Annotated in this window: 18 protein-coding genes; 14 read left to right on the top strand and 4 right to left on the bottom strand. The window is 64.6% G+C overall.

Features of this window, described 5'->3' with window-relative positions; translation table 11 throughout:
- The first annotated feature begins 5 nt into the window (after window positions 1-5).
- The gene (locus AC1D0O_RS03300) at window positions 6-2,153 is read left to right on the top strand and encodes a xanthine dehydrogenase family protein molybdopterin-binding subunit (RefSeq protein ID WP_477652116.1); all 2,148 of its coding nucleotides are present in this window, start codon (window positions 6-8) and stop codon (window positions 2,151-2,153) included.
- Window positions 2,154-2,216: 63 nt separating this feature from the next.
- Window positions 2,217-3,272 (top strand): XdhC family protein, encoded by a 1,056-nt coding sequence (locus AC1D0O_RS03295; protein WP_477652115.1) that lies wholly within the window; start codon window positions 2,217-2,219, stop codon window positions 3,270-3,272.
- On the opposite strand, the gene AC1D0O_RS03290 is transcribed toward AC1D0O_RS03295, so the two are convergent.
- Window positions 3,269-5,437 (bottom strand): O-linked N-acetylglucosamine transferase family protein, encoded by a 2,169-nt coding sequence (locus tag AC1D0O_RS03290; RefSeq protein ID WP_477652114.1) that lies wholly within the window; start codon window positions 5,435-5,437, stop codon window positions 3,269-3,271. The genes AC1D0O_RS03295 and AC1D0O_RS03290 overlap by 4 nt on opposite strands.
- 52 nt (window positions 5,438-5,489) lie before the next feature.
- On the opposite strand from AC1D0O_RS03290, the gene AC1D0O_RS03285 reads away from it, so the two are divergent.
- Complete coding sequence (locus AC1D0O_RS03285) at window positions 5,490-6,497, top strand: glycosyltransferase family 4 protein (protein WP_477652113.1); 1,008 nt, start codon at window positions 5,490-5,492, stop codon at window positions 6,495-6,497.
- A gap of 10 nt (window positions 6,498-6,507) precedes the next feature.
- On the opposite strand, the gene AC1D0O_RS03280 is transcribed toward AC1D0O_RS03285, so the two are convergent.
- From AC1D0O_RS03280 to AC1D0O_RS03270, 3 genes are all read right to left on the bottom strand, one after another.
- Window positions 6,508-7,863, bottom strand: a complete 1,356-nt coding sequence (locus tag AC1D0O_RS03280) for a FecR family protein (RefSeq protein ID WP_477652112.1) — start codon at window positions 7,861-7,863, stop codon at window positions 6,508-6,510.
- 68 nt (window positions 7,864-7,931) lie between these two features.
- On the bottom strand, window positions 7,932-9,374 hold the full coding sequence (locus tag AC1D0O_RS03275) for a FecR family protein (protein WP_477652111.1): 1,443 nt from the start codon (window positions 9,372-9,374) through the stop codon (window positions 7,932-7,934).
- 25 nt (window positions 9,375-9,399) lie between these two features.
- Window positions 9,400-10,734 carry a surface lipoprotein assembly modifier gene (locus tag AC1D0O_RS03270; RefSeq protein WP_477652110.1) on the bottom strand — a complete coding sequence of 445 codons (1,335 nt, stop codon included), beginning with the start codon at window positions 10,732-10,734 and terminating at the stop codon, window positions 9,400-9,402.
- Between the two features lie 256 nt (window positions 10,735-10,990).
- On the opposite strand from AC1D0O_RS03270, the gene AC1D0O_RS03265 reads away from it, so the two are divergent.
- The 11 genes from AC1D0O_RS03265 to AC1D0O_RS03215 all read left to right on the top strand — a co-directional run bounded on the left by AC1D0O_RS03265 (window position 10,991) and on the right by AC1D0O_RS03215 (window position 23,123).
- On the top strand, window positions 10,991-11,374 hold the full coding sequence (locus tag AC1D0O_RS03265; RefSeq protein WP_477652109.1) for an ArsR/SmtB family transcription factor: 384 nt from the start codon (window positions 10,991-10,993) through the stop codon (window positions 11,372-11,374).
- A 19-nt stretch (window positions 11,375-11,393) separates the two neighbouring features.
- Window positions 11,394-12,734: a sulfite dehydrogenase gene (gene soxC, locus AC1D0O_RS03260; protein ID WP_477652246.1), complete on the top strand. Its 1,341-nt coding sequence runs from the start codon at window positions 11,394-11,396 to the stop codon at window positions 12,732-12,734.
- On the top strand, window positions 12,721-13,863 hold the full coding sequence (locus AC1D0O_RS03255; protein WP_477652108.1) for a c-type cytochrome: 1,143 nt from the start codon (window positions 12,721-12,723) through the stop codon (window positions 13,861-13,863). Before soxC ends, AC1D0O_RS03255 begins: the two co-directional genes overlap by 14 nt.
- Before the next feature lie 127 nt (window positions 13,864-13,990).
- The gene (gene soxY, locus AC1D0O_RS03250) at window positions 13,991-14,458 is read left to right on the top strand and encodes a thiosulfate oxidation carrier protein SoxY (RefSeq protein WP_477652107.1); all 468 of its coding nucleotides are present in this window, start codon (window positions 13,991-13,993) and stop codon (window positions 14,456-14,458) included.
- Window positions 14,459-14,494: 36 nt separating this feature from the next.
- Window positions 14,495-14,806, top strand: coding sequence for a thiosulfate oxidation carrier complex protein SoxZ (gene soxZ / locus AC1D0O_RS03245; protein ID WP_477652106.1), 312 nt, complete (start codon window positions 14,495-14,497; stop codon window positions 14,804-14,806).
- A gap of 61 nt (window positions 14,807-14,867) precedes the next feature.
- Window positions 14,868-15,674, top strand: coding sequence for a sulfur oxidation c-type cytochrome SoxA (gene soxA, locus AC1D0O_RS03240; protein WP_477652105.1), 807 nt, complete (start codon window positions 14,868-14,870; stop codon window positions 15,672-15,674).
- Between the two features lie 31 nt (window positions 15,675-15,705).
- The gene (soxX, locus tag AC1D0O_RS03235; protein ID WP_477652104.1) at window positions 15,706-16,365 is read left to right on the top strand and encodes a sulfur oxidation c-type cytochrome SoxX; all 660 of its coding nucleotides are present in this window, start codon (window positions 15,706-15,708) and stop codon (window positions 16,363-16,365) included.
- A gap of 75 nt (window positions 16,366-16,440) precedes the next feature.
- Complete coding sequence (gene soxB / locus AC1D0O_RS03230; protein ID WP_477652103.1) at window positions 16,441-18,159, top strand: thiosulfohydrolase SoxB; 1,719 nt, start codon at window positions 16,441-16,443, stop codon at window positions 18,157-18,159.
- 267 nt (window positions 18,160-18,426) lie between these two features.
- Entirely contained in the window at window positions 18,427-21,315 is a 2,889-nt protein-coding gene (locus tag AC1D0O_RS03225) for a 2-oxoglutarate dehydrogenase E1 component (RefSeq protein ID WP_477652102.1), read from the top strand.
- Window positions 21,316-21,366: 51 nt separating this feature from the next.
- Window positions 21,367-22,638 carry a 2-oxoglutarate dehydrogenase complex dihydrolipoyllysine-residue succinyltransferase gene (odhB, locus tag AC1D0O_RS03220; RefSeq protein ID WP_477652101.1) on the top strand — a complete coding sequence of 424 codons (1,272 nt, stop codon included), beginning with the start codon at window positions 21,367-21,369 and terminating at the stop codon, window positions 22,636-22,638.
- Window positions 22,639-22,649: 11 nt separating this feature from the next.
- A complete protein-coding gene (locus tag AC1D0O_RS03215) occupies window positions 22,650-23,123 on the top strand; it encodes a hypothetical protein (protein WP_477652100.1) in 474 nt (157 codons plus the stop codon).
- The last annotated feature ends 3 nt before the right edge of the window (window positions 23,124-23,126 follow it).

Here is a 23,126-nt window from a genome sequence, read left to right as displayed (position 1 = left end):
CCATCATGACCATCACCTCACTGATTTCTCCGAACCGCCGCACCTTCCTCAAGACTTCGTCCGCCCTGACGGTTGCGGGGGGCGGGCTGATGCTGGGCGTCACGCTGGGCGTACCGTCGGCGCAGGCCGCCGGCACGCTGTATACGCCCAACGCCTGGGTGCATATTGCCGATGACAACACCATCACCTTGCTGTCCGCCCGCTCCGAGATGGGGCAGGGTGTGTACACCTCCATGCCCATGCTGATCGCCGAAGAGCTCAATGTGGACATCCGCAAGGTCAAGGTCGCGATCGCACCTCCGGGCAAGGTCTATACCAACGCCTTGCTGGGCGCGCAGATCACGGGCGGTTCGACCTCGGTGCGCGACGGCTGGGAGAAGCTGCGGATTGCCGGCGCGCAGGTGCGCATGATGCTGGTGTCGGCGGCTGCGGCCAAGTGGAATGTGGATGCGTCGACGCTCAAGGCTGAAAACGGCATGGTCATAGGCCCGAACGGCAAGAAGGCGACTTACGGCTCGCTGGCGGAGGCGGCGTCCAAGCTGCCGGTGCCTGAGAAAGTGGCGCTCAAAGACCCGAAAGATTTCACCGTCATCGGCAAGCCCACCAAGCGGCTGGACACGCCGATGAAGGTCAACGGCACGGCGGAGTTCGGCATCGACGTGAAGCTGCCCGGCATGGTCTACGCCAGCCTGCAGCAATGCCCGGTGATTGGCGGCAAGGTCACCAGCTTTGATGCGGCCAAGGCCAAAGCCATGCCGGGCGTGATCGACGTGGTGCAGATTCCCGATGGGGTGGCGGTGGTGGCCGACAGCTACTGGCACGCCTACAAGGCGCGCCAGGCGCTCACGGTGCAGTGGGACGAAGGGCCGGTCGCGGCCATCAGCAATGCCAGCATGCTGGACGGCATACGCAAAGCGGCCGACAGCGGCAAGGTGATTCCCATCATCGCGCCCAAGGGCGACACTGCCGGCGCCATGAAGGGCGCGGCCAAGACGCTGAAGGCCGAGTACGTGTCGCCGCTGCTGGCGCACGCCACGCTGGAGCCGATGAACTTCACGGCCGACTACAAGAACGGCAAGATTCTGCTGATAGGCCCGACGCAGTTCCAGCAGGGCGCTGAGGGCAGCGTGGCGGCGGCGCTGGGCATCAAGCCCGAAGACATCACGCTGAAAACCACCTTCCTGGGCGGCGGCTTCGGCCGGCGGCTGGAGCTGGACTTCATCGTGCAGGCGGCGCAGATCTCCAAGGCCGTGGGCAAACCCGTCAAGCTGCTCTGGAGCCGCGAAGACGACACCACGCACGACTTCTACCGGCCCATGGCGGTGAACCAGCTCTCCGCCGGGCTGGGGGCCGACGGCAAACCGGTGGCGCTCAATTTCAAGGTGACCTCGCAGTCCATCACGCAGCGCGCCTTCGGCCTGCCTAAGGACACGCTGGATCCTTTCATGGCCGAAGCGGGCGTGATGCCTTACGACATTCCAAACACGCAGTACGACCTGGTGATCCACGACACCGGATTGCGTGCGGGCTACTGGCGCTCGGTGAGCCATGCACTCAACGCCTTTGCCAACGAAAGTTTTGTTGATGAAATGGCGCTGGCCGCGGGCAAGGACCCGTATGCCTACCGTATGTCGCTGCTGGAAAAGCAGCCGCGCTTCGCCAACGTGCTGAAGATGGCAGCCGAGAAATCCGGCTGGGGCACGCCGGCGCCGGCCGGCCGCAGCCGCGGCATCGCGCTGATGGAGGGCTATGACACCTATATGGCGCAGGTGGCCGAGGTGTCGGTGAAGGACAACCAGGTGACGGTGCACAAAATGACGGTGGTGGCTGACCTGGGCCGCATGGTGAACCCCGACACGGTGCAGGCGCAGATCCAGTCCAGCCTCGTCTTCGGCCTGTCGGCAGCGTTGAACAACCAGATCACGCTGGACAAGGGCCGGGTGCAGCAGACCAATTTCGGCGACTACCCGGTGCTGCGCATGCATGAGTCGCCGGTGATGGACATCACCCTGGTTCCCAGCACCGAAAAACCCGGCGGCATCGGCGAGCCGGCGACAGCGCTGGTGGCGCCGGCGGTGGCCAACGCCGTGTTCGCGGCCACCGGCAAGCGGGTGCGCACGCTGCCGCTCAATGACAACCTGGCCAAAGCCTGACGACATATGGGGTTGGTGCTGGGGTTGAGGCAAAGATGAGCACGGACTGCTAGCATCCGGCGCATGGACAACATTGACCTCGAAGTTCTGAAAACCTGCTCGCAGTGGCTGGCCGCGGGCCTGCGCTGCGAGCTGGTCACCGTGCTCAAGACCTGGGGCTCCAGCCCGCGGCCCGAAGGCTCCATGCTGGCGATCTGCGAAGACGGCCGGGTGGTGGGGTCGGTCTCGGGCGGCTGTATTGAGGACGACATGATTGACCGGGCCCGCCGTGAGGGCCTGGACCGCGCGCGGCCGGCCATCGTCACCTACGGCGTGTCGGCCGACGAGGCGCGCCGCTTCGGCCTGCCCTGCGGCGGCACCATAGAACTGGCGATTGAGCCGCTGTCGGCGGACAGCCGCATCGACGAACTCCTGCGGCGACTGCAGGCCGGCGAGCTGGTGGCGCGCAGGCTGGACCTGCATACCGGCGCGGTGACGCTCAGCACGGCCCAGCCCACACAGTCGATGCAGGTGTCGGAAGCCGCGCTGGTGACCTTGCACGGCCCGCGCTGGCGCCTGCTGGTCATCGGCGCCGGGCAGCTGTCGCGTTTTGTGGCGCAGATTGCGCAGGGCATGGACTACGCCGTGACGGTATGCGACCCGCGCGAAGAGTACCGTGACAGCTGGCAGGTTGAGGGCGTCGAGCTGGCCACCGGCATGCCCGACGACGTGGTGCAGGCCATGAAGCTGGATGCGCGCTGCGCCGTGATCGCCCTCACGCACGATCCCAAGCTGGACGACCTGGCGCTGATGGAGGCGCTGCGCTCGCCGGCGTTTTACGTGGGCGCGATCGGCTCGCGGCTGAACAACCAGCGCCGCCGTGACCGGCTGGCCGAACACTTCGACATGAGCGAAGAAGAGTTGGGCAAGCTGCACGGCCCCATAGGCCTGTACATCGGCAGCAAGACACCGCCCGAAATCGCGATTTCCATCCTGGCCGAGCTCACGGCGGTGAAGAACCAGGTGGCCTTGCCGCGTGCGGTGGGCATCGCCGAAGCCAAGGCGCAGGCCGGACTGGCGCCCACGGGCGAGGTGTGTGAATTGCCGGTGCCTGTATCGGCCGGCAAGCCCGCTGCTTAGGCCGGGGCTACGTCGAAAGCTGTGGGCGGCAACCCTGCGCGTGAGCGCTCGGCCATGACCGTCCAGGCCGCTTCCCATTCCTTCACACGTGCCGCCAGGTCAAACAGCGGCGCGCCGGCGGCAGCTGCTTCGACGCGCTCCCGCAAGGCCTGCAGCGCACCAGGGTCGCGCCCCAGGCGCACCGCTTCGGCCCGATAAGCTTCGGGGCTGTCCAGGACACATTGCGCAAGGCCGGCGGCATGCAGGATGCTACCGCCCAGGCGTGATGCAGGGCGCTTGCCTGCACAGGTGATGGCCGGTACGCCGAGGTGCAAGGCGTCCTCCAGGCCCTGCACGGCATTGAGCCGCAAGGTGTCCAGAAACAGGTCGGCATGCCGCATGGCGGACAGCGCCTCGCCTCTAGCCATGGGCGTCGAAAAAAGCAGGCGGGCCGGGCCTACACCGGCCGCCTGCGCTTCCCGCGCCAGGTTGACCGCCGCCGCGCCGCAGCGGGGAAGCCACAGCACGGCATCGGGCAACGCGCGCAGTATTTTCATCCACACGGAAAAACTGTGCGGATCGATGCTTGCCGGCGCGCTGAATGAAGCCAGCACCAGCGCGTCGGTGGGCAGCCCCGCGTCTTCGCGCGAGAGGGTGCGTCCGGTCTCCTGCCGGCCGGCGCTTGCCAGCCAGCAGCTATGCGGCAGGCGGACGATGGCGCCGTCCTGTGAAAGCCCGGCGGCGTCTGGATGGGCAAAGCGGTCCGACAGGCTGTAGTCCCAATGCCCGGGCACATGGCGTTGGTAGAGGCCGGTCTGGCGCAGTTGCACAGGCGCTACCCGCATGGCCGCGATGTCTTGCCGGCTCCAAGGGGAATCCGAAGCCATTTCGATATAGATATCCAGTTGGTCCAGCCGCATGCGTCCGGCGGCTTCCGCCGCCGCCATATGACCGATTTCGCTGACGCTTGCCGCGTGAGGCCGCAGCGAGTCGGCCGGCAGGGGACCGGGCCGCAGCGTGAAGGCGTAGATATGGATGGCAAAGCGCGAGGCGTCATGCCGCGCAAGCTGCTGGGTGAGTGCCTGCAGCTGGCGCGAATCATGAAGGCTTTGTACGGCCAGGCCCACGCGGATACGGTCGTCTTGCCGGGAAACCGGCTTTTGCCGCCTTGTAAAAGCCGGCAACGATGCCTTGAGCCGAGCGTCGAGCACGGGGATGGATTCGCTGTGCATCTGCGCCAGCTCGTCATCCCGCAAATCCAGCAGCAGGCCGTAAAAGGGCGCGTCACCCCAGTTGCGGCCGAGGCCGGTGGCGGCATTTTTTTCAAGGGTGGCACGCAGCAGGGTGGTGAGCTGGGTGTTGTTTTGCCAGTCACCTGCTGCCAGGCCGCGGAATGCCTGGTCAAGATGGATCTGCAATGCGTCGGGCGGCTGAAGCGTGAGCTTGTGCGCGTGGCTGACGGCGCTGCCGTACAGGTCATCCGGGATATCGAGTTTCGACAGGAATTTTTCAAAAAGCAGGCGCGTTTCACCGTCGAGGCCGGCCAAGGCCAGGTCTGCTTTCTCAAGCTCGCCGTGGGAGGCGAGAAGGACGATGTGGCGTATTCGCAGTTCGCCCTCGAGAGGGAATTGGGCCATGGCGGCGGTCACCACATCGAGGGCCTCGGCATAGCGCCGCGCGCCTGAAAGGTACTCGGCGAGATTGGCATGGTAGGGCGCATGGCCGGGCTGCAGCTCCACGCACTTTCGCGCCAGCCCGATCGCGATGTCCCAGCGCGACGACCCCGCTGCCAGGATGCCGACATTGTTCAGTGAGCGCAGGTGCTTCGGGTCAAGCTGCAGGGCCGTCGCATAAGCGGCCTCAGTCCTGGCCAGGTCGCCGCAGGCTTCGGCCGTGATCGCGAGGTTGGCCGCGCCGTCGGCATCCTGCATCAGTTGGGCCTCTACCGACAGCAGTGTCCTGTAGGCGGCCATGGGCCGGTCGAGCAGGCTCAGCAAGGTTGCGCAGGCCGACGCTGTGTTCACGTCCTGCGGGCTCAGCGCCAAGGCCTGCTCAAAAGAGAAGAGCGCCTGTTCAAGCTGGCCGGCCGCATGCAGTTGTGCGCCGCGCAACATCCAGTCGCCATGGCCTGTGGCGGCCGCAGGCAGCGGGGGCTGTTCGGGCGCGGCGGGTGGGCTATCTTGCATGTCGGGATTATGTGGCACCGACCTGTGCCGGCCCCGGGGATAATCCGGGTCAATGACTGATCCGTCCGCCAGCGCCCCAACCGCGCCCCTGCATTTGCTGGGACGCTTCGGTGAGCTATTTACCGGCGCGGAACGGGAACTGCTGGACCTCGGACGGCTTCTGGCCGGCAGGCGCCCGGTCAAGCTATGGTCCGACGTGCCGGTGCATCCGGCCTATGCCCGCGAAGGCATTACCGCGGTTCAGCCTTTCGCGCAGCAGTTTCCCAAGGACGGCACGCTGCTGATCGGTGGCGTGCATCTGCAGCCGGGGATCTGGCTCAAATACACGCGCTTCACGCGCATTGTTCTTTTCCACAACCTCTCCAACCAGGGGCAGCTTTTTTCCATCATCGAGGGTGTGCGCGAATCAACCGGGCTCGATCCCGAAATCGTGTTTGTATCGGATTTTGTGCGGCGCAGCGCCGCGCTGCCGGGCCGTGTGATACCGAGCATGCTGGACCTGGAGCCTTTCCTGCGGGTGGCCGAACAGCGATTCGAGGCCACGCAAAAGCCCGGGCCTTTTACGGTCGGGCGTGCCAGCCGTGACCTGCTCGAAAAGCACCACCCGGACGACCTGAGCCTTTACCGGATGCTTGCCAGCAGGGGCATCCGGGTGCGCATCATGGGCGGCACCTGCCTGGCCCCGGGGCTGGGCGGAGTGGCCGGCATTGAACTGCTGGCGGCCGGAACGGAAAGCATGCCTGAGTTTTACCGCTCGCTCGACGCGGTTTTCTACCGGACGGGGGCCTTGTTCATCGAAGCCTATGGCCGCGTGGTGCTGGAGGCCATGGGGGCGGGCTTGCCGGTGGTGGCGCATGAGGCAGGCGGCTACGCGGAGATGATGGCCCATGGGACATCGGGCTTTCTCGTGAGGACCCAGGAGCAGGCCTATGATAGCTTGATGGCCCTTAGCGACTCGCCCGAACTCTGCCGCCGGGTCGGTGAGGCCGCCACGCGGCAAGCGATCAACGCCCACGGCCCCGAAGCCATAGCGCGCGACCTGGCTTTCTATTTGCGCTGAGGCGCTTGGCTCACGGTGCCTGGAAGGCTGCCGCGCCGGAGAAAATCGTTGTGCCGGGACCTGTATAGACCAGGCCCGCCCGGTTGGCATTGACGCCTGTGAAAAATCCGTTGACGTAAATGCCTGTGCCGGAGCTGTAGGTGAATTGCGCGCCGGAAATCGCGATGAGGCTTCCCACGCTGATGTTGCCCAGGGTGGTGTTGATGGTCACGCCAAGTTTGCTGTTGACGAAATCGACCGCCATCGATGCGGAGGTCAGCGTTCCCATGGCGGTCGCCGGCCCGCTGGGGCTGGTATAGCCGGTGACCGGGGTGGCGCCGATCAGGGTGTAGGTGGCGATGCCGGTGGTGGTGGGCATGACCGCCGTGGGCTGGCCGATGATGTAGTGGAGGTCCGCAAGATTCGTCCCGCTGTTTTTCGTGGCCGTCGTCCAGGTACCCCATCCAATGAAGTCGCCGGCCGCGATGGTGCCGGCCGAACCGAAGCTGTTGGCCACGGTGGGCTTGAAAACGTTGCTTCCACTGGTGAAGTCCGTGACTTTCCCGAGATCCAGGGTCGCGGAGGTCGCCACCACGGGGCCAACCTGGGGCCCGGGCCCGGAGACCAGGGGGACGTAATAGCTCGCCGCCACCTTGAGGTTGGTGAAGGTGCCGGTGTTGACTGGCGGGGTGGGGACGGGTGTGGGCTTGTTGATGATGCCGCCCGGGCCTGCGGGGTCGGGGTTGTTGCCTATAACTACAGGATCCTGCGTCGGGGGAGGGGTTGGCACCGGTGCCCGCACATTGGTGCGCACCGGCGCATCGGTGTTGTTGATCACGCGCACCGATTCGCCGGCCGTCAGGCCCACGCAGCCGCCGGCGTTGCAGACCTCGATGGCATCCAGCTCTGTCGTCACGCCCAGCGAGCCGTCGGGGTTGTAGCCGACATTGAAGCCGGAGCCGCGTATACCGATGGTGGCGGTGGTGGTGGTGACCTTGTAGTTTTCGCGGTTGCGCTTGCCGATCAGGCCGGTGATGGCCCGCATGCTGCCGCGCAACAGGTCGACCAGGAAACGGTCTTCCTTGGGATCGGCTTTGTCGACATAGTTGGCGACCTTGAACTCGGTGTTGGGCTGCAGGGACACCAGCCCGCCGTCGGTGAAGCGCACCTGTGCGCGGCCGCTGGCGCCGGTCAGGATGGCTTGGCCGCTTTCGATGTCCTTGCCTTTGGTGAGCGGTGAGGTACCGCCGTCGGCGCGGCGGACGTTGACATCGCCCACGGTGAACTGGGCCACTCCCGCGGAAGGCGCGGCGGAGGCTTGCAGCGGGTAAATGGCGGCTAGCGCCATGGTCAGGACGGTGTGTTGGAGCTTGAAGTGCGGTGTCATGGTGAACTCTCCGGTATTTTTTTAGGCGGTGCGCGCTGGGCTGGTGTGAGGAGCTGGGGGAGGCCTGCTCAGAGGGGCGGTCTCAGGACCAGGGTGCTTTGCTGGAAAACGGCCGCACCGGAAACCTGTCCCGCGTTGGCGCCTGCACCGGTAACGGAGGGAGCGCTGTAGACCAGCGCGGCGCGGCTGGCATTGTTGCCGGTGAAAAAACCGGTGACATTCGCGCCCGAATTGTTGGTGATTTTGGCGTTGTTGATGTCCAGCTCGCTGCTGACGCCATAGTCGTTGCCGCCGAAGCGCGTGGTGAGGCTGAGGCTGCCATAGCCCTGGCCCGCACCGTAGGCGCCGAAGTTGGCGACCAGCGAACCGCCGACAAGCTGGCCCGCGCCGAGCAGGCTTGAAAAGGCTGTGCCGCCGGCAAACTGGTAGGTGCCCTGCATGTTGTCGGCCGGCATCTGGGCCAGCGGCGTCGGCCGGCCCATCACGAAGTGGACGGATTCAATCGCTGTGGTCGAGCCCGCCACGATTTTTTGCCCCGTCACCCAGCTGCCCCAGCCGACGAAGTCGAGATCGGTCGGTACGCCCAGCGCGCCTTTTTCCATCGTCGTAAGGCCGGGCGTGCTGCGGAACTGGGTCCGGACGTTGCGGCTGTCGACGCTGTCGAAGTCGATCGGTTTGCCGCTGAGGAAGCTGGTCAGCACGGCCGTGCCGCCCTCGGGGTAATAGCTCTCAACCACCGAGCTGGACGCCGAGGGATCGGTGAACGCAACAGCCGCGGCCAGGTCGGTGAACACCTGTTTGACGGGCGCCGGCGTCGCGGCGGGCGGAGGAACAATGGCGGGTTTGCCGTCGGAGGTGGTCTGGTTGCCGGCCACGGCCACTTCCTGGGTGGGCGGCGGTGTCGGCACATTGGCCCGCACATTGGTGCGGACAGGCGCCTCGGAGCTGTTGATGACACGCACCGATTCGCCGGCCGTCAGGCCCACGCAGCCGCCGGCATTGCAGACCTCGATGGCATCCAGCTCGGTCGTGATGCCCAGGGAGCCGTCGGGGTTGTAGCCCACGCTGAAGCCGGAGCCGCGTATGCCGATGGTGGCCGTGGTGGTGGTGACCTTGTAGTTTTCGCGGTTGCGTTTGCCGATCAGGCCGGTGATGGCCCGCATGCTGCCGCGCAACAGGTCGACCAGGAAGCGGTCCTGCTTGGGGTCGGCCTCGTCGACGTAGTTGGCGATCTTGAAGTCAGTGTTGGGCTGCAGGGACACCAGGCCGCCGTCGGAAAAGCGGACTTGGGCGCGGCCGGCATTGCCCGTCAGGATGGATTCGCCGCTTTCAAGCGCTTTGCCTTTGACCAGGGCCTCGGTTTTTCCGTTCGCGCGCTGCACGTTGACGTCGCCGGCGATGAACTGGGCCACGCCGGCCGATCCGGCGGCCATGGTCTGGACGGGAAAGGCCGCGGCGATCACCACCGAGAGGGCGGCTCGCTTGAGCGGGAATTTCCGTGTTGTTTTCATGGGGCGTTGTTGGCCGGCAAGCCGGTCAGAAGTCGCGGCGCACCGTGACCGAGAACAGGCTGCGGTTGTAGTCGGAAATAACGACGTTGGACTTCACCGAGGTCAGGGCCAGCTGGGGCGTGACGCGCCACAGTTTGGCGGGCACCCAGTTCAGGCCCAGGTTCAGGTTCCACTGCTTGTCATGGCGGGTGACGAGGAAGAGCGGGTCGGTGCCGCCGTATTTGCGGTCTTCGTAGGCGAGGCTGCCGAACAGCGCCAGTACATCCGAGAGGGTTTTCTGGATACCGGTGCGAACGCCGACAAGGTCATGGCCCAGGTGCGGGACGCCTGAGGCGCGCTCTTTTTCCTTGCCGACGTAAGCGCCGCCGAAGACGACGATGTTGCTGTCGCGGAAGGCATGGGCATACGAGGTCCCGATCACCGTGCGCGTGGCGTCGCGTAGCGACTGGCCGGGATAGCTCAGGTCGCCCCACTGGATGTAGCTGCTCCACTGGCGGAAACCGTCGATGCGGTAGGTCCATTCGCCGACCAGGCCTTGCTGGTCGCGGGCGCGCGAGCCGGCGACGGTGTAGGTTCCGGCCTGGACGACGCCCGAAAATTCGTGCTTGTCGTAGCGATAGCTGGCGCCGAAATTGAGGTCCACCTGGCCGGTGTTGAAGTCGTTGTACTTGGCGTTGACGCGCGCATTGCCGTAGACGTTGCCGATCAGCGACCAGCGCGGATCGACCACGTAGCGGGCCGACAGGCCGCCGCCCAGGCTGGCAAAGGCGTCCTTGGTTTCCACGCCGGCGCTGTTGAGCGTGAAGATCAGGCCGCCGAACGCGGGCACGGCCACATTGGGATTGCCGGGGCCGCTGTTGATGTTGGTGTCGTAGCCGATGCTGGCTTCGATGAAGGGCTTGATCGAGGAGCGGGCGGCTTCTTCCGTCCGGTCTATGGCCTGCAGGAACTGGTCGATGGTGGCGGCGGCTTCGGCCGGGATGTTGTCCTGCTTGGTTTCCAGCAACACCTGCCGGGAGGCCTTGGTGTCGCCGACCGAGAAGAGTGCGCGGCCGAGTTCGGCGCGTGCCCTTGAATTGCCGGGTTGCACGGCCAGCACGCGTTCCAGGGCGAATACCGCGCGGGTGTATTGGCCGGTTTCGTTGGCGGCGATGCCCAATACGGTGTCGAAGTCCGGGTCTCCCGCACGAGCGGCCTCTTGCGGCTCCAGCAGGTCGAAGGCTTTCTGCGCCTGGCTCTGGTCCAGCAGGGTGCGTGCGTTGGTGACCAGGGCGTCGACTTCCGCATGTGCCAGGCCGCTGAGGAGGCCTGCAAACAGGAAGAGAATGCCGCCCGAGAAAAGTCTGTGTTTTGAATACATAAGTATTATTTTATAAAGTTCCCAGGTAACAACCCGTAAGTAACAAAAGTTTTATATCACGGAGGCATGACTTTCAGGGTTTTATTACACCTGCTACAGAGGGGCGGAGTGCGTTGCGGCAACACCTTTTGGGACCTTTGGCACCGGCTTGGTGATATTCACCAGTTTCGGGAGGCTGCCAAGGGTAATCACGGAGGAAAGCTCCCCAGTTTGGATGAATAATATTAGTCATTGCTTATATTAAGAAGAAGTCACTATGGACGAGATGATCCAGGCCAGTGCCCAGGTTGAACGGGGCCGGGTGTTTGAACTGGCGGCCGAGCTGTTCGGTGTACTCGCAACGCCGATGCGCCTGCGTGTGCTGAGCGCCCTGTGCGAGCGTGAAAAATCCGTCAACGAGCTGCTGGCCGAGATCGACACCACGCAGCCCAACCTTTCGCAGCACCTGGCCGTGCTGTACCGCACCGGCGTGCTGGCCAAACGCAAGGAAGGCACCCAGGTGATCTACCGGGTGCAAAGCGAAAAAGCCGTGGCGCTGTGCCGCAGCGTCTGCACCCAGATCGCCATCGAACTGGATGAGCCGGGCGCGTTGCCCCCGGCGCAAAGCCTGTCGCCGCGCTCCGGCACACAGGACGCCTGAACCGAAAGATGCCTTCATGATGTTGAACCGATTCCTTCAGCGCGCCCCTGAGAACTTCCTTTCTCGCGAGCAGATACAGGATGTGCGGGCCGGGCGCCGCGGCTTTCTGGCCGGCGCTTTCGCCGCCGCGGCCGGCACGCTGGCCGCGGGCCAGGCCGTTGCGCAAGGCGCTGCAACTGCTGAAGGCGAGCCCGAAATCCTGAACCTTCCGCCGCACAGCAAGGGCCTGGGCCAGCCGGTGGCGGCGCGCCCTTACGGCCTGCCCAGCGAATTCGAGAAAAACCTGCAGCGCCGCGAAAGCCCGGGCCTGACGCGTGTCGGCCAGGCCAGCGTGAGTTTTTGCCCCCTGCAAGGCCTGTTCGGCATCATCACGCCCAGCGGCCTGCACTTTGAGCGCCACCACCAGGGCTGGTGGGACATCGACCCGTCGAAACACCGGCTGATGCTCAACGGCTCGGACGAGGCCATGCTCAAGCGTCCCATGGTTTTCAATATGGACGAATTGATGCGGCTGCCCAGCGTGAGCCGCATGCACTTCATCGAATGCGGCGCCAATACCGGCATGGAATGGGGCAATGCCGCGGTGCCGACGGTGCAGTACACCCACGGCATGCTCAGCTGCAGCGAATTCACCGGCGTGCCGCTGCGCACCTTGCTGGAACTTTGCGGCGCCGACCTCAAGCGCGCCAGGTTCATCCTGGCCGAAGGCGCCGACGGCTCGGGCATGACGCGCACCATTCCCATGGACCTGGTGACGAGCGGCGAGGTGCTGGTCGCCTACGGGCAGAACGGTGAAATGCTGCGGCCCGAAAACGGCTACCCGCTGCGGCTCATCGTGCCCGGCGTGCAGGGCGTGAGCTGGATCAAATACCTGCGCCGGATCGAGGTGGGCGACATGCCCTACGGCGCCAAGGACGAAACCATTCACTATGTCGACCTGCAGCCCAGCGGCCTGCACCGGCAGTACACCAGCATCCAGGAAGTCAAAAGTGTGGTCACCTCGCCCAGCGGCGGCCAGGTGCTGCTGCAAAAGGGCTTTCACAACCTCACGGGCCTGGCCTGGAGCGGGCGCGGCAAGATACGCCGGGTCGACGTCTCGGTGGACGGCGGGCGCAACTGGACGCAGGCACGGCTCGAAGGGCCGGTACTGGCCAAGTGCCTTACGCGCTTTAACGCCGACTTCGTCTGGGACGGCAAGCCGGCGATTTTCCAGAGCCGCGCGGTGGACGAAACCGGGCAAATCCAGCCGACCTACAGCGAGCTGCGCAAGGTGCGCGCCTCGCGCAGCATTTATCACAACAACGCCATCCAGTCCTGGGCGCTGGCAGAAAACGGCGAGGTGAAAAATGTCCAGGTTTAAACACGCTCCCCTCGTGCTGCTGCTGGTGCTGGCCGGCTTGGCCTCAGGTTTTGCGCAGGCGCAGCCGGCTGCGCGCCAGGCGGCGCTGGCCGGCGTCGGCAGAACCGCCACGCCTGCCGAGGTCAAGGCCTGGGACATCGACGTGCGGCCCGATTTCAAGGGCCTGCCCAAGGGGCAGGGCACGGTGCGGCAGGGCGAAGTGCTGTGGGAGGCGCAGTGCGCCTCCTGCCACGGCAGTTTTGCCGAGTCGTCCGAGGTGTTCACGCCGATTGCAGGCGGCACCACGGCGCAGGACATCAAGAGCGGCCGGGTTGACGGCCTGATGCCGGGCGCCAACCAGCCCAACCGCACCACGCTGATGAAGGTGTCCACGCTGTCGACGCTGTGGGACTACATCAACCGCGCCATGCCCTGGACCGCACCCAAGACGCTGACGCCCGACGAGGTTTATGCCGCGACGGCCTACATCCTGTTCCTGGGGAATGTGCTGCCGGAAGACTTCACGCTGTCGGACACCAACATCCGCGAGGTACAGGCCCGCCTGCCCAACCGCAACGGCATGACCACGGCGCACGCGATGTGGCCCGGCAAGGAGCTTGGCGGCAGCGCCAAGCCCGACGTGCAAGGGTCCAACTGCATGGCGAACTGCAAGGCCGAGGTGGTGGTCAAAAGCTTTTTGCCGGACTATGCGCGCAATGCCCATGGCAACCTGGCCGAGCAGTCACGCCTGGTGGGCCAGAGCCGCGGCGTGGATACGACACGGCCGGCTTTGGCCGCCGAGGCAAAATCCGCCGTCGTCATGGCGCAGGCGGAACGCGCGCCCGTCGCTGCGGCCCCGGTGGCCGCCGTGGTGAAGACGGCCGCTTCCGGCTCGGCGTCCGTGATGCCTCTTTTGCAGAAAAATGCCTGCGTGGCCTGCCACGGCATGGACAACAAACTCGTGGGTCCTTCGTTCAAGGATATAGCCAACAAATATAAGGACCGCGCCGATGCGGTGAATTACCTCTCGGGCAAAATCAAGGCCGGCGGGCAGGGCGCCTGGGGTGCGATCCCGATGCCGCCGCAGGCTTTGAGCGCGGCGGAGTCGGCGCAGATTTCCCAATGGCTGGTGCAGGGCGCGGCGAAGTAGGGCGTGCGGACTGGCGGTGTTTTTTTTGAGGGTGCTGGGAGAAATACCCTCCCGGAGTTTTGCGGTTTTGTGTCCAATCGGGCTAAGTTTTTAAAGACATTCAAGTTATATACAGAGGAGTTCAACCATGGAACGTCGTGATTTTTTGGCTAGCAGTTCCGGCGCCACAGCGCTGGCGCTGGCGGCTGCTTCGGGCCTGAGCCCGGCCTATGCGCAAAACGCCCCGGGCTGGAACAAGGCGGCTTTTGAGAGCAAGTCCCTGGCCGATGCGGCCAAGGCCATGGGCGCCACCAGCGCACCGGTCGAAAGCAAGGACCTGCTGCTGCAGGCGCCTGAAATCGCCGAAAACGGCAACGTGGTGCGCGTCGGCGCGCAGAGCAACATCGCCAACACGACGCAGATCGCCCTCGTCGTCGAGAAAAACCCGAGCGCGCTGGCCGCCATGTTCGACATCCCGGCCGGCACCGACGCCAATGTCTCGACCAACATCAAGATGGGCCAGTCCTCCAATGTCTATGCGTTGGCCAAGGCTGGTGACAAGTACTTCTATGCGGTGAAGGAAGTCAAAGTGACTCTGGGCGGCTGCGGCGGCTGAGCCTTGCAACACCCGAACGACTGAAAGGAACAAGATATGTCAGACCCAATGCGGATCCGGGCCCAGGCCCAAGGCGATAAAACCACGGTGCGTGTGCTCGTGAGCCATGAAATGGAAAGCGGCCAGCGCAAAGACGCCGCCGGCAAGACCGTGCCGGCCTGGTTCATCCAGAACATCAACGCTACCTGGAACGGCAAGACCGTCATGAGCGCCCAGTGGGGCACGGCCGTGTCCAAAAACCCTTTTGTGCAGTTCAGCTTCAAGGGCGGCAAGGCCGGCGACAAGATCGCGGTCAGCTGGACCGACAACCACGGCGACAAACGGACCGACGAGGCCGTCATCTCCTGAGTTCGCCGGTTTTCGCGCCGCGGCCCCGGCCGCCTACAACGATATTTGAGGAGAGACCACGATGAAATCAAGCCTGTTCGGGCTGGCGGCCCTGGCCGCGATAGCCGCCTTGCCTTTGCCGGCGGCGGCGCAGAAAAGCACGGCCGAAGGCATTGCCGAATACCGCGCCATGCTGGCCGACGGCAACCCCGCCGAGCTGTATGAAGCCAAGGGAGAGGCCCTCTGGAAACAGGCGCGCGGCCCGAAAAACGCCTCGCTGGAAAAATGCGACCTGGGCAAGGGCCCGGGCGTGGTCAAGGGCGCTTTTGTCGAGCTGCCGCGTTTCTTTGCCGACACCCAGCGTGTGCAGGACCTGGAGTCGCGCCTGCTGACCTGCATGGAGCAACTGCAGGGCTTCAGCGCCGCCGAGATCGCCAAGACACCGTTCGGCGCGGGCGAGCAGAAATCGATTGAATCGCTGGTGGCCTATCTCTCGGCTGAATCGCGCGACATGGCGTTTAACGTGCCCCAGTCGCATGCCAAGGAAAAGCTCATGTACGAAGTGGGCAAGAAGGTGTTTTACCTTCGCGGCGGCCCTTACGATTTTTCCTGCGCGTCCTGCCACGGCGAGGACAACAAGCGCGTGCGCCTGCAGGACCTGCCCAACCTGACAAAGCAGCCCGGCGCCGGCAACGGCTTCGGCGCCTGGCCGGCCTACCGCGTCTCCAGCGGCGACCTGTGGAGCATGCAGCGACGGCTAAACGATTGCTACCGGCAGCAGCGTTTCCCCTTCCCGGGTTATGCCTCCGACGCCACCATCGCCTTGGGCGTGTACATGGGCGTCAACAGCAAGGGCGGCGTGTCGATCGCGCCCGCCCTGAAACGTTAATCCCTCAAGTCCGGTACCGGGAAAAATCCACATGAACAAGTCATACACACAAGCAGCGCTGTCCGCGGCAGGCCTGGCTTTCGCCGCCTTTTTCCTGGCCAGCTGCGCCACCGCGCCCACGGCCCAGCAGGTCGATGAGGCCACGCAGCAGGTGCTCAAGAGTTCCTTCCGCGAACAGGGCATCGCGAAGATGGACCGGCTGACGCTGGACGCCTCCAACCAGGCCTGTTCGGAAGCGGCCGGCAAACCGCTGGATGAAAAACTCGCCAAGTCGATTGAAGAGGCCAATCTGCAGACCGTGAAACTGCCTTCGGACGGCAAGTACCTTGGCAACTGGAGCGAAGGCGAAAAAATCGCGCAGAATGGCCGCGGCCTGACCTGGAGCGACAAGCCCGGCGAGGCCAACGGCGGCAGTTGCTACAACTGCCACCAGATCAGCAAGGCCGAGCTGTCCTTTGGCTCCATAGGCCCCAGCCTTTACAACTACGGCAAGCTGCGCGGCGTGAGCAACCCCGCGTCGCCCGAGAGCAAAGCCATCGTCGACTACACCTGGGGCAAGCTGTGGAACGCCAAGGCCTACAACGCCTGTTCCGACATGCCCAGGTTCGGCCATGCGTCCATCCTGAACGAGCAGCAGATCCGCGACGTGATGGCGCTGCTGCTGGATCCGAACTCGCCCGTCAACAAATAACCGGTCGCGCTCCGGCGCCCGGATCGATCGCAACCTGAAAGCATGCCTGGTGCGCCGGGCAGGATGTCCAACGCCATGAATCTCTCCCGCCGCGAGTTCGCAAGTGTCATGGCAGCCGCCCTGGCCGCCGGTTTCCCCCTGCAGCGTGAGGCCGGTGCGGCCCAGGCCGCCGGCCTGTACGAGCTGCCGCGCAGCGGCAACGTGCACCTGCTGCACATGACCGATTGCCATGCCCAGCTGCTGCCGATTTATTTCCGCGAACCTTCCGTCAACCTGGGCGTGGGCGCCATGCGCGGACAGGCGCCGCACCTGGTCGGCGAACACCTGCTCAAGGCGGCCAGCCTGAAGTCGGGCACGCCCGAAGCCCATGCGCTGACTTTCCTCGACTTCGAGCGGGCGGCCCGCCAGTACGGCAAGGTGGGCGGCTTCGCCCATCTCGCCACGCTGGTGAAACAGCTCAAGGGCGGGCGCCCCGGCGCCTTGCTGCTGGATGGCGGCGACACCTGGCAAGGCAGCGCCACGGCGCTCTGGACGCAAGGCCAGGACATGGTCGACGCGGCCAAGCTGCTGGGCGTGGACGTGATGACCGGCCACTGGGACTTCACTTACGGCGAAGAGCGCATCAAAAAAATCGTCGAGCAGGACTTCGCCGGCAAGATCGACTTCATTGCCCAGAACGTCAAGACCAGCGACTTCGGCGACCCGGTGTTCAAGCCTTACGTCATCAAGGAAATGAACGGCGTGCCGGTGGCCATCGTCGGCCAGGCTTTTCCCTACACGCCGATCGCCAACCCGGCCTGGCTCACGCCCAGCTGGACTTTCGGCATCCGCGAAAGCGAAATGCAGGAAACCGTCAACGAGGCGCGCGCCAAGGGTGCCCAGGCCGTGGTGCTGCTGAGCCACAACGGCATGGACGTGGACCTCAAGATGGCCTCGCGTGTCACCGGCATCGATGCGATCCTGGGCGGCCACACCCATGACGGCGTGCCGGTGCCCGTCATCGTCAAAAACCCGGGCGGCCAGACCATCGTGACCAATGCCGGCAGCAACGGCAAATTCCTGGGCGTGCTGGACCTCGACGTCAAGGACGGCAAGGTGGCCGGCTTCAATTACCGGCTGCTGCCGGTCTTCGCCAACCTGCTGCCGGCCGATGCGGCCATGAACGAATTGATCGCGAAGGTGAGGGCGCCTTACACCGCCAAACTCGACGAAAAACTGGCGGTGACCGAAGGCACGCTGTACCGCCGCGGCAATTTCAACGGCAGCTTCGACCAACTGATCCTCGATGCGCTCATGAAGGTGCGCGGCGCCGACATCGCGTTCTCGCCGGGGTTCCGCTGGGGCACCTCGCTGCTGCCCGGCCAGGCCATCACGCGCGAGCATGTGATGGACCAGACCGCCATCAGCTATCCCTGGACCACGCTGACCGACATGCGCGGCGACATGATCAAAACCATCCTGGAAGACGTGGGCGACAACCTCTTCAACCCCGATCCTTATTACCAGCAGGGCGGCGACATGGTGCGCGTGGGTGGCCTCACCTACACCTGCGAGCCCGGCGCAAAAATGGGCGAACGCATCCAGGACATGCGCCTGGGCGGCAAGCTGATTGAGGCCGGCAAGACTTACAAGGTGGCCGGCTGGGCGCCGGTGGCCGAAGCCAGCAAAAACGCCGGCCCGCCGGTCTGGGAGGTGGTGGAAAGCTACCTCAAGACGCAGAAAGTCATCAAGCCCGTCAAACCCAACACGCCGAAGTTGGTGGGCGTGGCCGGCAACCCGGGCCTTGCCGCCTGAGCTTTCGCCCCAATCTGCCAAACAGCTGTCAAGGCCGGGCGTGTGAAGGTATGTGAGCCATGTAAAAGACATGACCTATTCGAAATGGGCATGGCATGGTCTTTCGGCTGTCACAGTTCGGTGGCACAATCTGGGTTGTTTCTGAAGGCCCTTCCTGCCACAGTCGCATCCGCTAATCGGTCCAGCCGTGTTGCGGAAGGTTAATCAACCAGCCATATCCTGTTGTGGCCAGCTAATGTTTCCCAAAGGGAAACGGAGGTCAGCGTAATGAGTTCCAACCCGACGGCATCGTCCGTCTATTCTGCCTATCAAGGCAACACCTATCTCTTCGGCGGCAATGCGCCCTATGTCGAAGAGATGTACGAAAACTACCTCGCCAACCCCGGCAGCGTGCCTGACAACTGGCGCGAGTATTTCGACGCACTCCAGCACGTTCCCGCCGTCGACGGCAGCAATGCCAAGGACGTTCCGCATCTGCCGGTCGTCAACGCCTTCGCCGAACGCGCCAAACAGGGCCAGACCAAGGTTGTCGTCGCCAGCGGCGCCGACTCCGAAATGGGCCGCAAGCGCACCGCCGTCCAGCAACTGATCGCCGCCTACCGCAACGTCGGCGCACGCTGGGCCGACCTGGACCCGCTCAAGCGCGCCGAGCGCGACAAGATTCCCGAACTGGAGCCCTCGTTCTACGGCTTCAGTGACGCCGACCAGGAAACCGTGTTCAACACCAGCAACACGTTCTTCGGCAAAGACACCATGAGCCTGCGCGAGCTCATGAACGCGCTGCGCGAGACCTATTGCGGCACGATTGGCGCCGAGTACATGTACGCCACCGACCAGAACCACAAGCGCTGGTGGCAGCAAAAGCTCGAATCGATTCGCAGCAAGCCCAATTTCACCAAGGAAAAGAAGCTCCACATCCTGGACCGCCTGACGGCCGCCGAAGGCCTGGAGCGTTTCCTCCACACCAAGTACGTCGGCCAAAAGCGCTTCTCGCTCGAAGGCGGCGAAAGCTTCATCGCCAGCATGGATGAGCTGATCCAGTCGGGCGGCATCAAGGGCGTGCAGGAAATCGTGATCGGCATGGCCCACCGCGGCCGCCTCAACGTGCTGGTCAACTCCCTGGGCAAGGTCCCGGCCGACCTGTTCGCCGAGTTCGACCACACCGCTCCCGAAGACCTGCCCAGCGGCGACGTCAAATACCACCAGGGCTTCAGCTCCGACGTGACCACCCCCGGCGGCCCGGTCCACCTGACGCTGGCTTTCAACCCCTCGCACCTGGAAATCGTCAACCCCGTGGTCGAAGGCTCGGTGCGCGCCCGCATGGACCGCCGCGCCGACCCCAAGGGCCTGCAGGTGCTGCCGGTGCTGGTGCACGGCGACGCGGCCTTCGCAGGCCAGGGCGTGGTCATGGAAACGCTGGCGCTGGCCGAAACCCGTGGTTATTTCACGGGCGGCACGGTGCACATCGTGATCAACAACCAGATCGGTTTCACCACCAGCGACCCGCGCGACAGCCGCTCGACGCTGTACTGCTCCGACGTCGTGAAGATGATTGAAGCGCCGGTGCTGCACGTCAACGGCGATGACCCCGAAGCCGTCGTGCTGGCCACCCAGCTGGCGCTCGAGTTCCGCATGGAGTTCCAGAAGGACGTCGTAGTCGACATCATCTGCTTCCGCAAACTGGGCCACAACGAGCAGGACACCCCTGCGCTGACCCAGCCTTTGATGTACAAAAAGATCGCGCAGCACCCCGGCACGCGCAGGCTGTACGCCGACAAGCTCACGGCCCAGGGCATGGGCGACACGCTGGGCGACGACCTGGTCAAGGCCACGCGCGCGGCGCTGGACGCCGGCAAGAGCACCTTCGACCCGGTGCTGACCAACTTCAAGAGCAAGTACGCGGTCGACTGGACGCCTTACCTCGGCAAGAAGTGGACCGACGCGGGTGACACCGCCATCCCTATGGCCGAGTGGAAGCGCCTGGCCGACAAGATCACCGCCATCCCCGGCACCGTGGCGCCGCACCAGCTGGTCAAGAAGGTGTATGACGACCGCGCCGCCATGGGCCGCGGCGACATTCCCGTGGACTGGGGCATGGGCGAGCACATGGCTTTCGCCTCGCTGGTGGCCAGCGGCTACCCGGTTCGCCTGTCGGGGGAAGACTGCGGCCGCGGCACCTTCACGCACCGCCACGCCGTGATCCACGACCAGAACCGTGAAAAGTTCGACACCGGCACCTATGTACCCCTGCAGAACGTGGCCGACAACCAGGCCCCGTTCGTTGTCATCGACTCCATCCTGTCCGAAGAGGCGGTGCTGGCCTTCGAATACGGCTACGCCTCCAACGACCCCAACACGCTGGTGATCTGGGAAGCCCAGTTCGGCGACTTCGCCAACGGCGCGCAGGTCGTGATCGACCAGTTCATCGCCTCCGGTGAAGTGAAGTGGGGCCGCGTCAACGGCATCACGCTGATGCTGCCGCACGGCTACGAAGGCCAGGGCCCCGAGCACAGCTCGGCTCGCCTGGAGCGCTTCATGCAGCTGTCGGCCGACACCAACATGCAGGTGGTGCAGCCCACCACGGCCAGCCAGATCTTCCACGTGCTGCGCCGCCAGATGGTGCGCAACCTGCGCAAGCCGCTGGTCATCATGACGCCCAAGTCGCTGCTGCGCGCCAAGGATGCGGCATCTCCCTTGAGCGAGTTCACCAAGGGCAGCTTCCAGACGGTGATTCCCGAGAACAAGGAAGAGATCAACAAAAAGGCCGACAAGGTCAAGCGCATCATCGCGTGCTCGGGCAAGGTCTACTACGACCTGGCCAAGAAGCGCGAGGAAAAAGGCGCGGACGACACGGTCATCCTGCGCGTTGAGCAGCTCTATCCCTTCCCGCACAAAGCGTTTGCCACCGAGCTGAAACGCTACCCGAACGTCACCGACATCGTGTGGTGCCAGGACGAGCCGCAAAATCAGGGAGCCTGGTTCTTCGTGCAGCACTACATCCACGAAAACATGCTCGACGGCCAGAAGCTGGGCTACTCGGGCCGTGCCGCTTCGGCTTCGCCGGCAGCGGGTTACTCGCACCTGCACCAGGAACAGCAAAAGGCGCTGGTGGATGGCGCCTTCGGCAAGCTCAAGGGCTTTGTGCTGTCCAAGTAAGGCCGGCCTTCCCGCAACAAAGAACACTAGAACGCACACGAAAGAAACAACATGGCTATCGTAGAAGTCAAAGTCCCCCAGCTGTCCGAGTCCGTGGCCGAGGCCACCATGCTGCAGTGGAAGAAAAAAGTCGGTGAAGCAATCGCCGTGGATGAAATCCTGATCGAGATCGAAACCGACAAGGTCGTGCTCGAAGTGCCCGCGCCTTCGGCCGGCGTACTGACCGAACTGGTGGTTGCCGACGGCGGTACCGTGGTCTCCGACCAGGTGATTGCCCGTATCGACACCGAAGGCAAGGCGGGCGCCGCCGCGCCTGCGGCTGCCGCGGCAGCCGCACCGGCTGCCGCGGCAGCCTCCGCGCCGGCCCCGGCCGCCGCTCCCGCTGCTGCGGGTGGCTCCATGGCCGGCGTTCCCATGCCCGCCGCCGCCAAGCTGATGGCCGACAACAACCTGGCCGCCGGCTCCGTGCCCGGCACCGGCAAGGACGGCCGCGTCACCAAGGGCGACGTCCTCGGCGCGACTGCCGGCGGCGCCAAGCCGGCCGCTGCCGCCATCCCCACGGGCGCACCGACCACGGCCCTGCCGCAGGTTGCAGCCTCGGCCAAGCCCGCCGACCTGGGCGAGCGTCCCGAGCAGCGCGTGCCCATGAGCCGCCTGCGCGCGCGTATCGCCGAGCGCCTGCTGCAATCGCAGGCCACCAACGCCATCCTGACCACCTTCAATGAAGTGAACATGGCGCCCGTCATGGAAATGCGCAAGCGCTTCCAGGAAAAGTTCGAAAAAGAGCACGGCGTGAAGATCGGCTTCATGAGCTTCTTCGTCAAGGCGGCTGTGCATGCGCTGAAGAAGTACCCAGTGCTCAACGCCTCGGTCGACGGTAATGACATCGTCTACCACGGCTATTTCGACATCGGTATCGCCGTCGGTTCGCCGCGCGGCCTGGTGGTGCCCATCCTGCGCAATGCCGACCAGATGAGCTTTGCCGACATCGAAAAGAAGATCGCCGAGTACGGCGCCAAGGCGCGCGACGGCAAGCTGGGCATTGAAGAAATGAGCGGCGGCACCTTCTCGATCTCCAATGGCGGCGTGTTCGGCTCCATGCTGTCCACCCCCATCATCAACCCACCGCAGTCCGCGATCCTGGGCGTGCACGCCACCAAGGACCGCGCCGTCGTCGAAAACGGCCAGATCGTGGTGCGCCCGATGAACTACCTCGCCATGAGCTACGACCACCGCATCGTGGACGGCCGCGAAGCCGTGCTGGGCCTGGTGGCCATGAAGGAAGCGCTGGAAGATCCTGCACGCCTGCTGTTCGACATCTAAGGCTGCCGTCGATGCGCCGCCTCATCGCCTGCCTGGCCTGCACGTTGAGCGTGGGCCTGGCTGCGGCCGCGGCGCCGGTTGGCGACAACTGGAGCGGCCATTACGGGCTGCAATGGCTCAGCGTTTCCCAGGCGGGAACCAGGGTAGTGTTGGCAAAAGCGCCGGATGCCGACCCCGGGAAGCAGGTTGAAGAACTCCAGTCGGACCTGGTTCGCTGGACCATTGCCGATGTGCGGACCCCCACCGAGACCGTGAAACTGCGCCGCTTTCTCGCGGCGGAGTACGAGGGCTTTGGTTGGGCCGCGCTGCATGCCGAGGGCCGGATTGAATGCCTCGATGCCAGGCACCTTTTTGTCTGCAGGACCACGCCCGGCACGACCGTGAAAATTGGCCGCGATGGCCCCCAGCAGGAAAGCCTGCTGGCGAGTACCGGTGTATTTGGAATCGTCCTCCACGCGGGGGCGTTTGAACTCAAGAAGGAATAGAAA

The sequence above is a fragment of the Polaromonas sp. P1_F2 genome, assembly GCF_056405735.1.
This window is presented reverse-complemented; position numbering and strand designations above follow the sequence as displayed.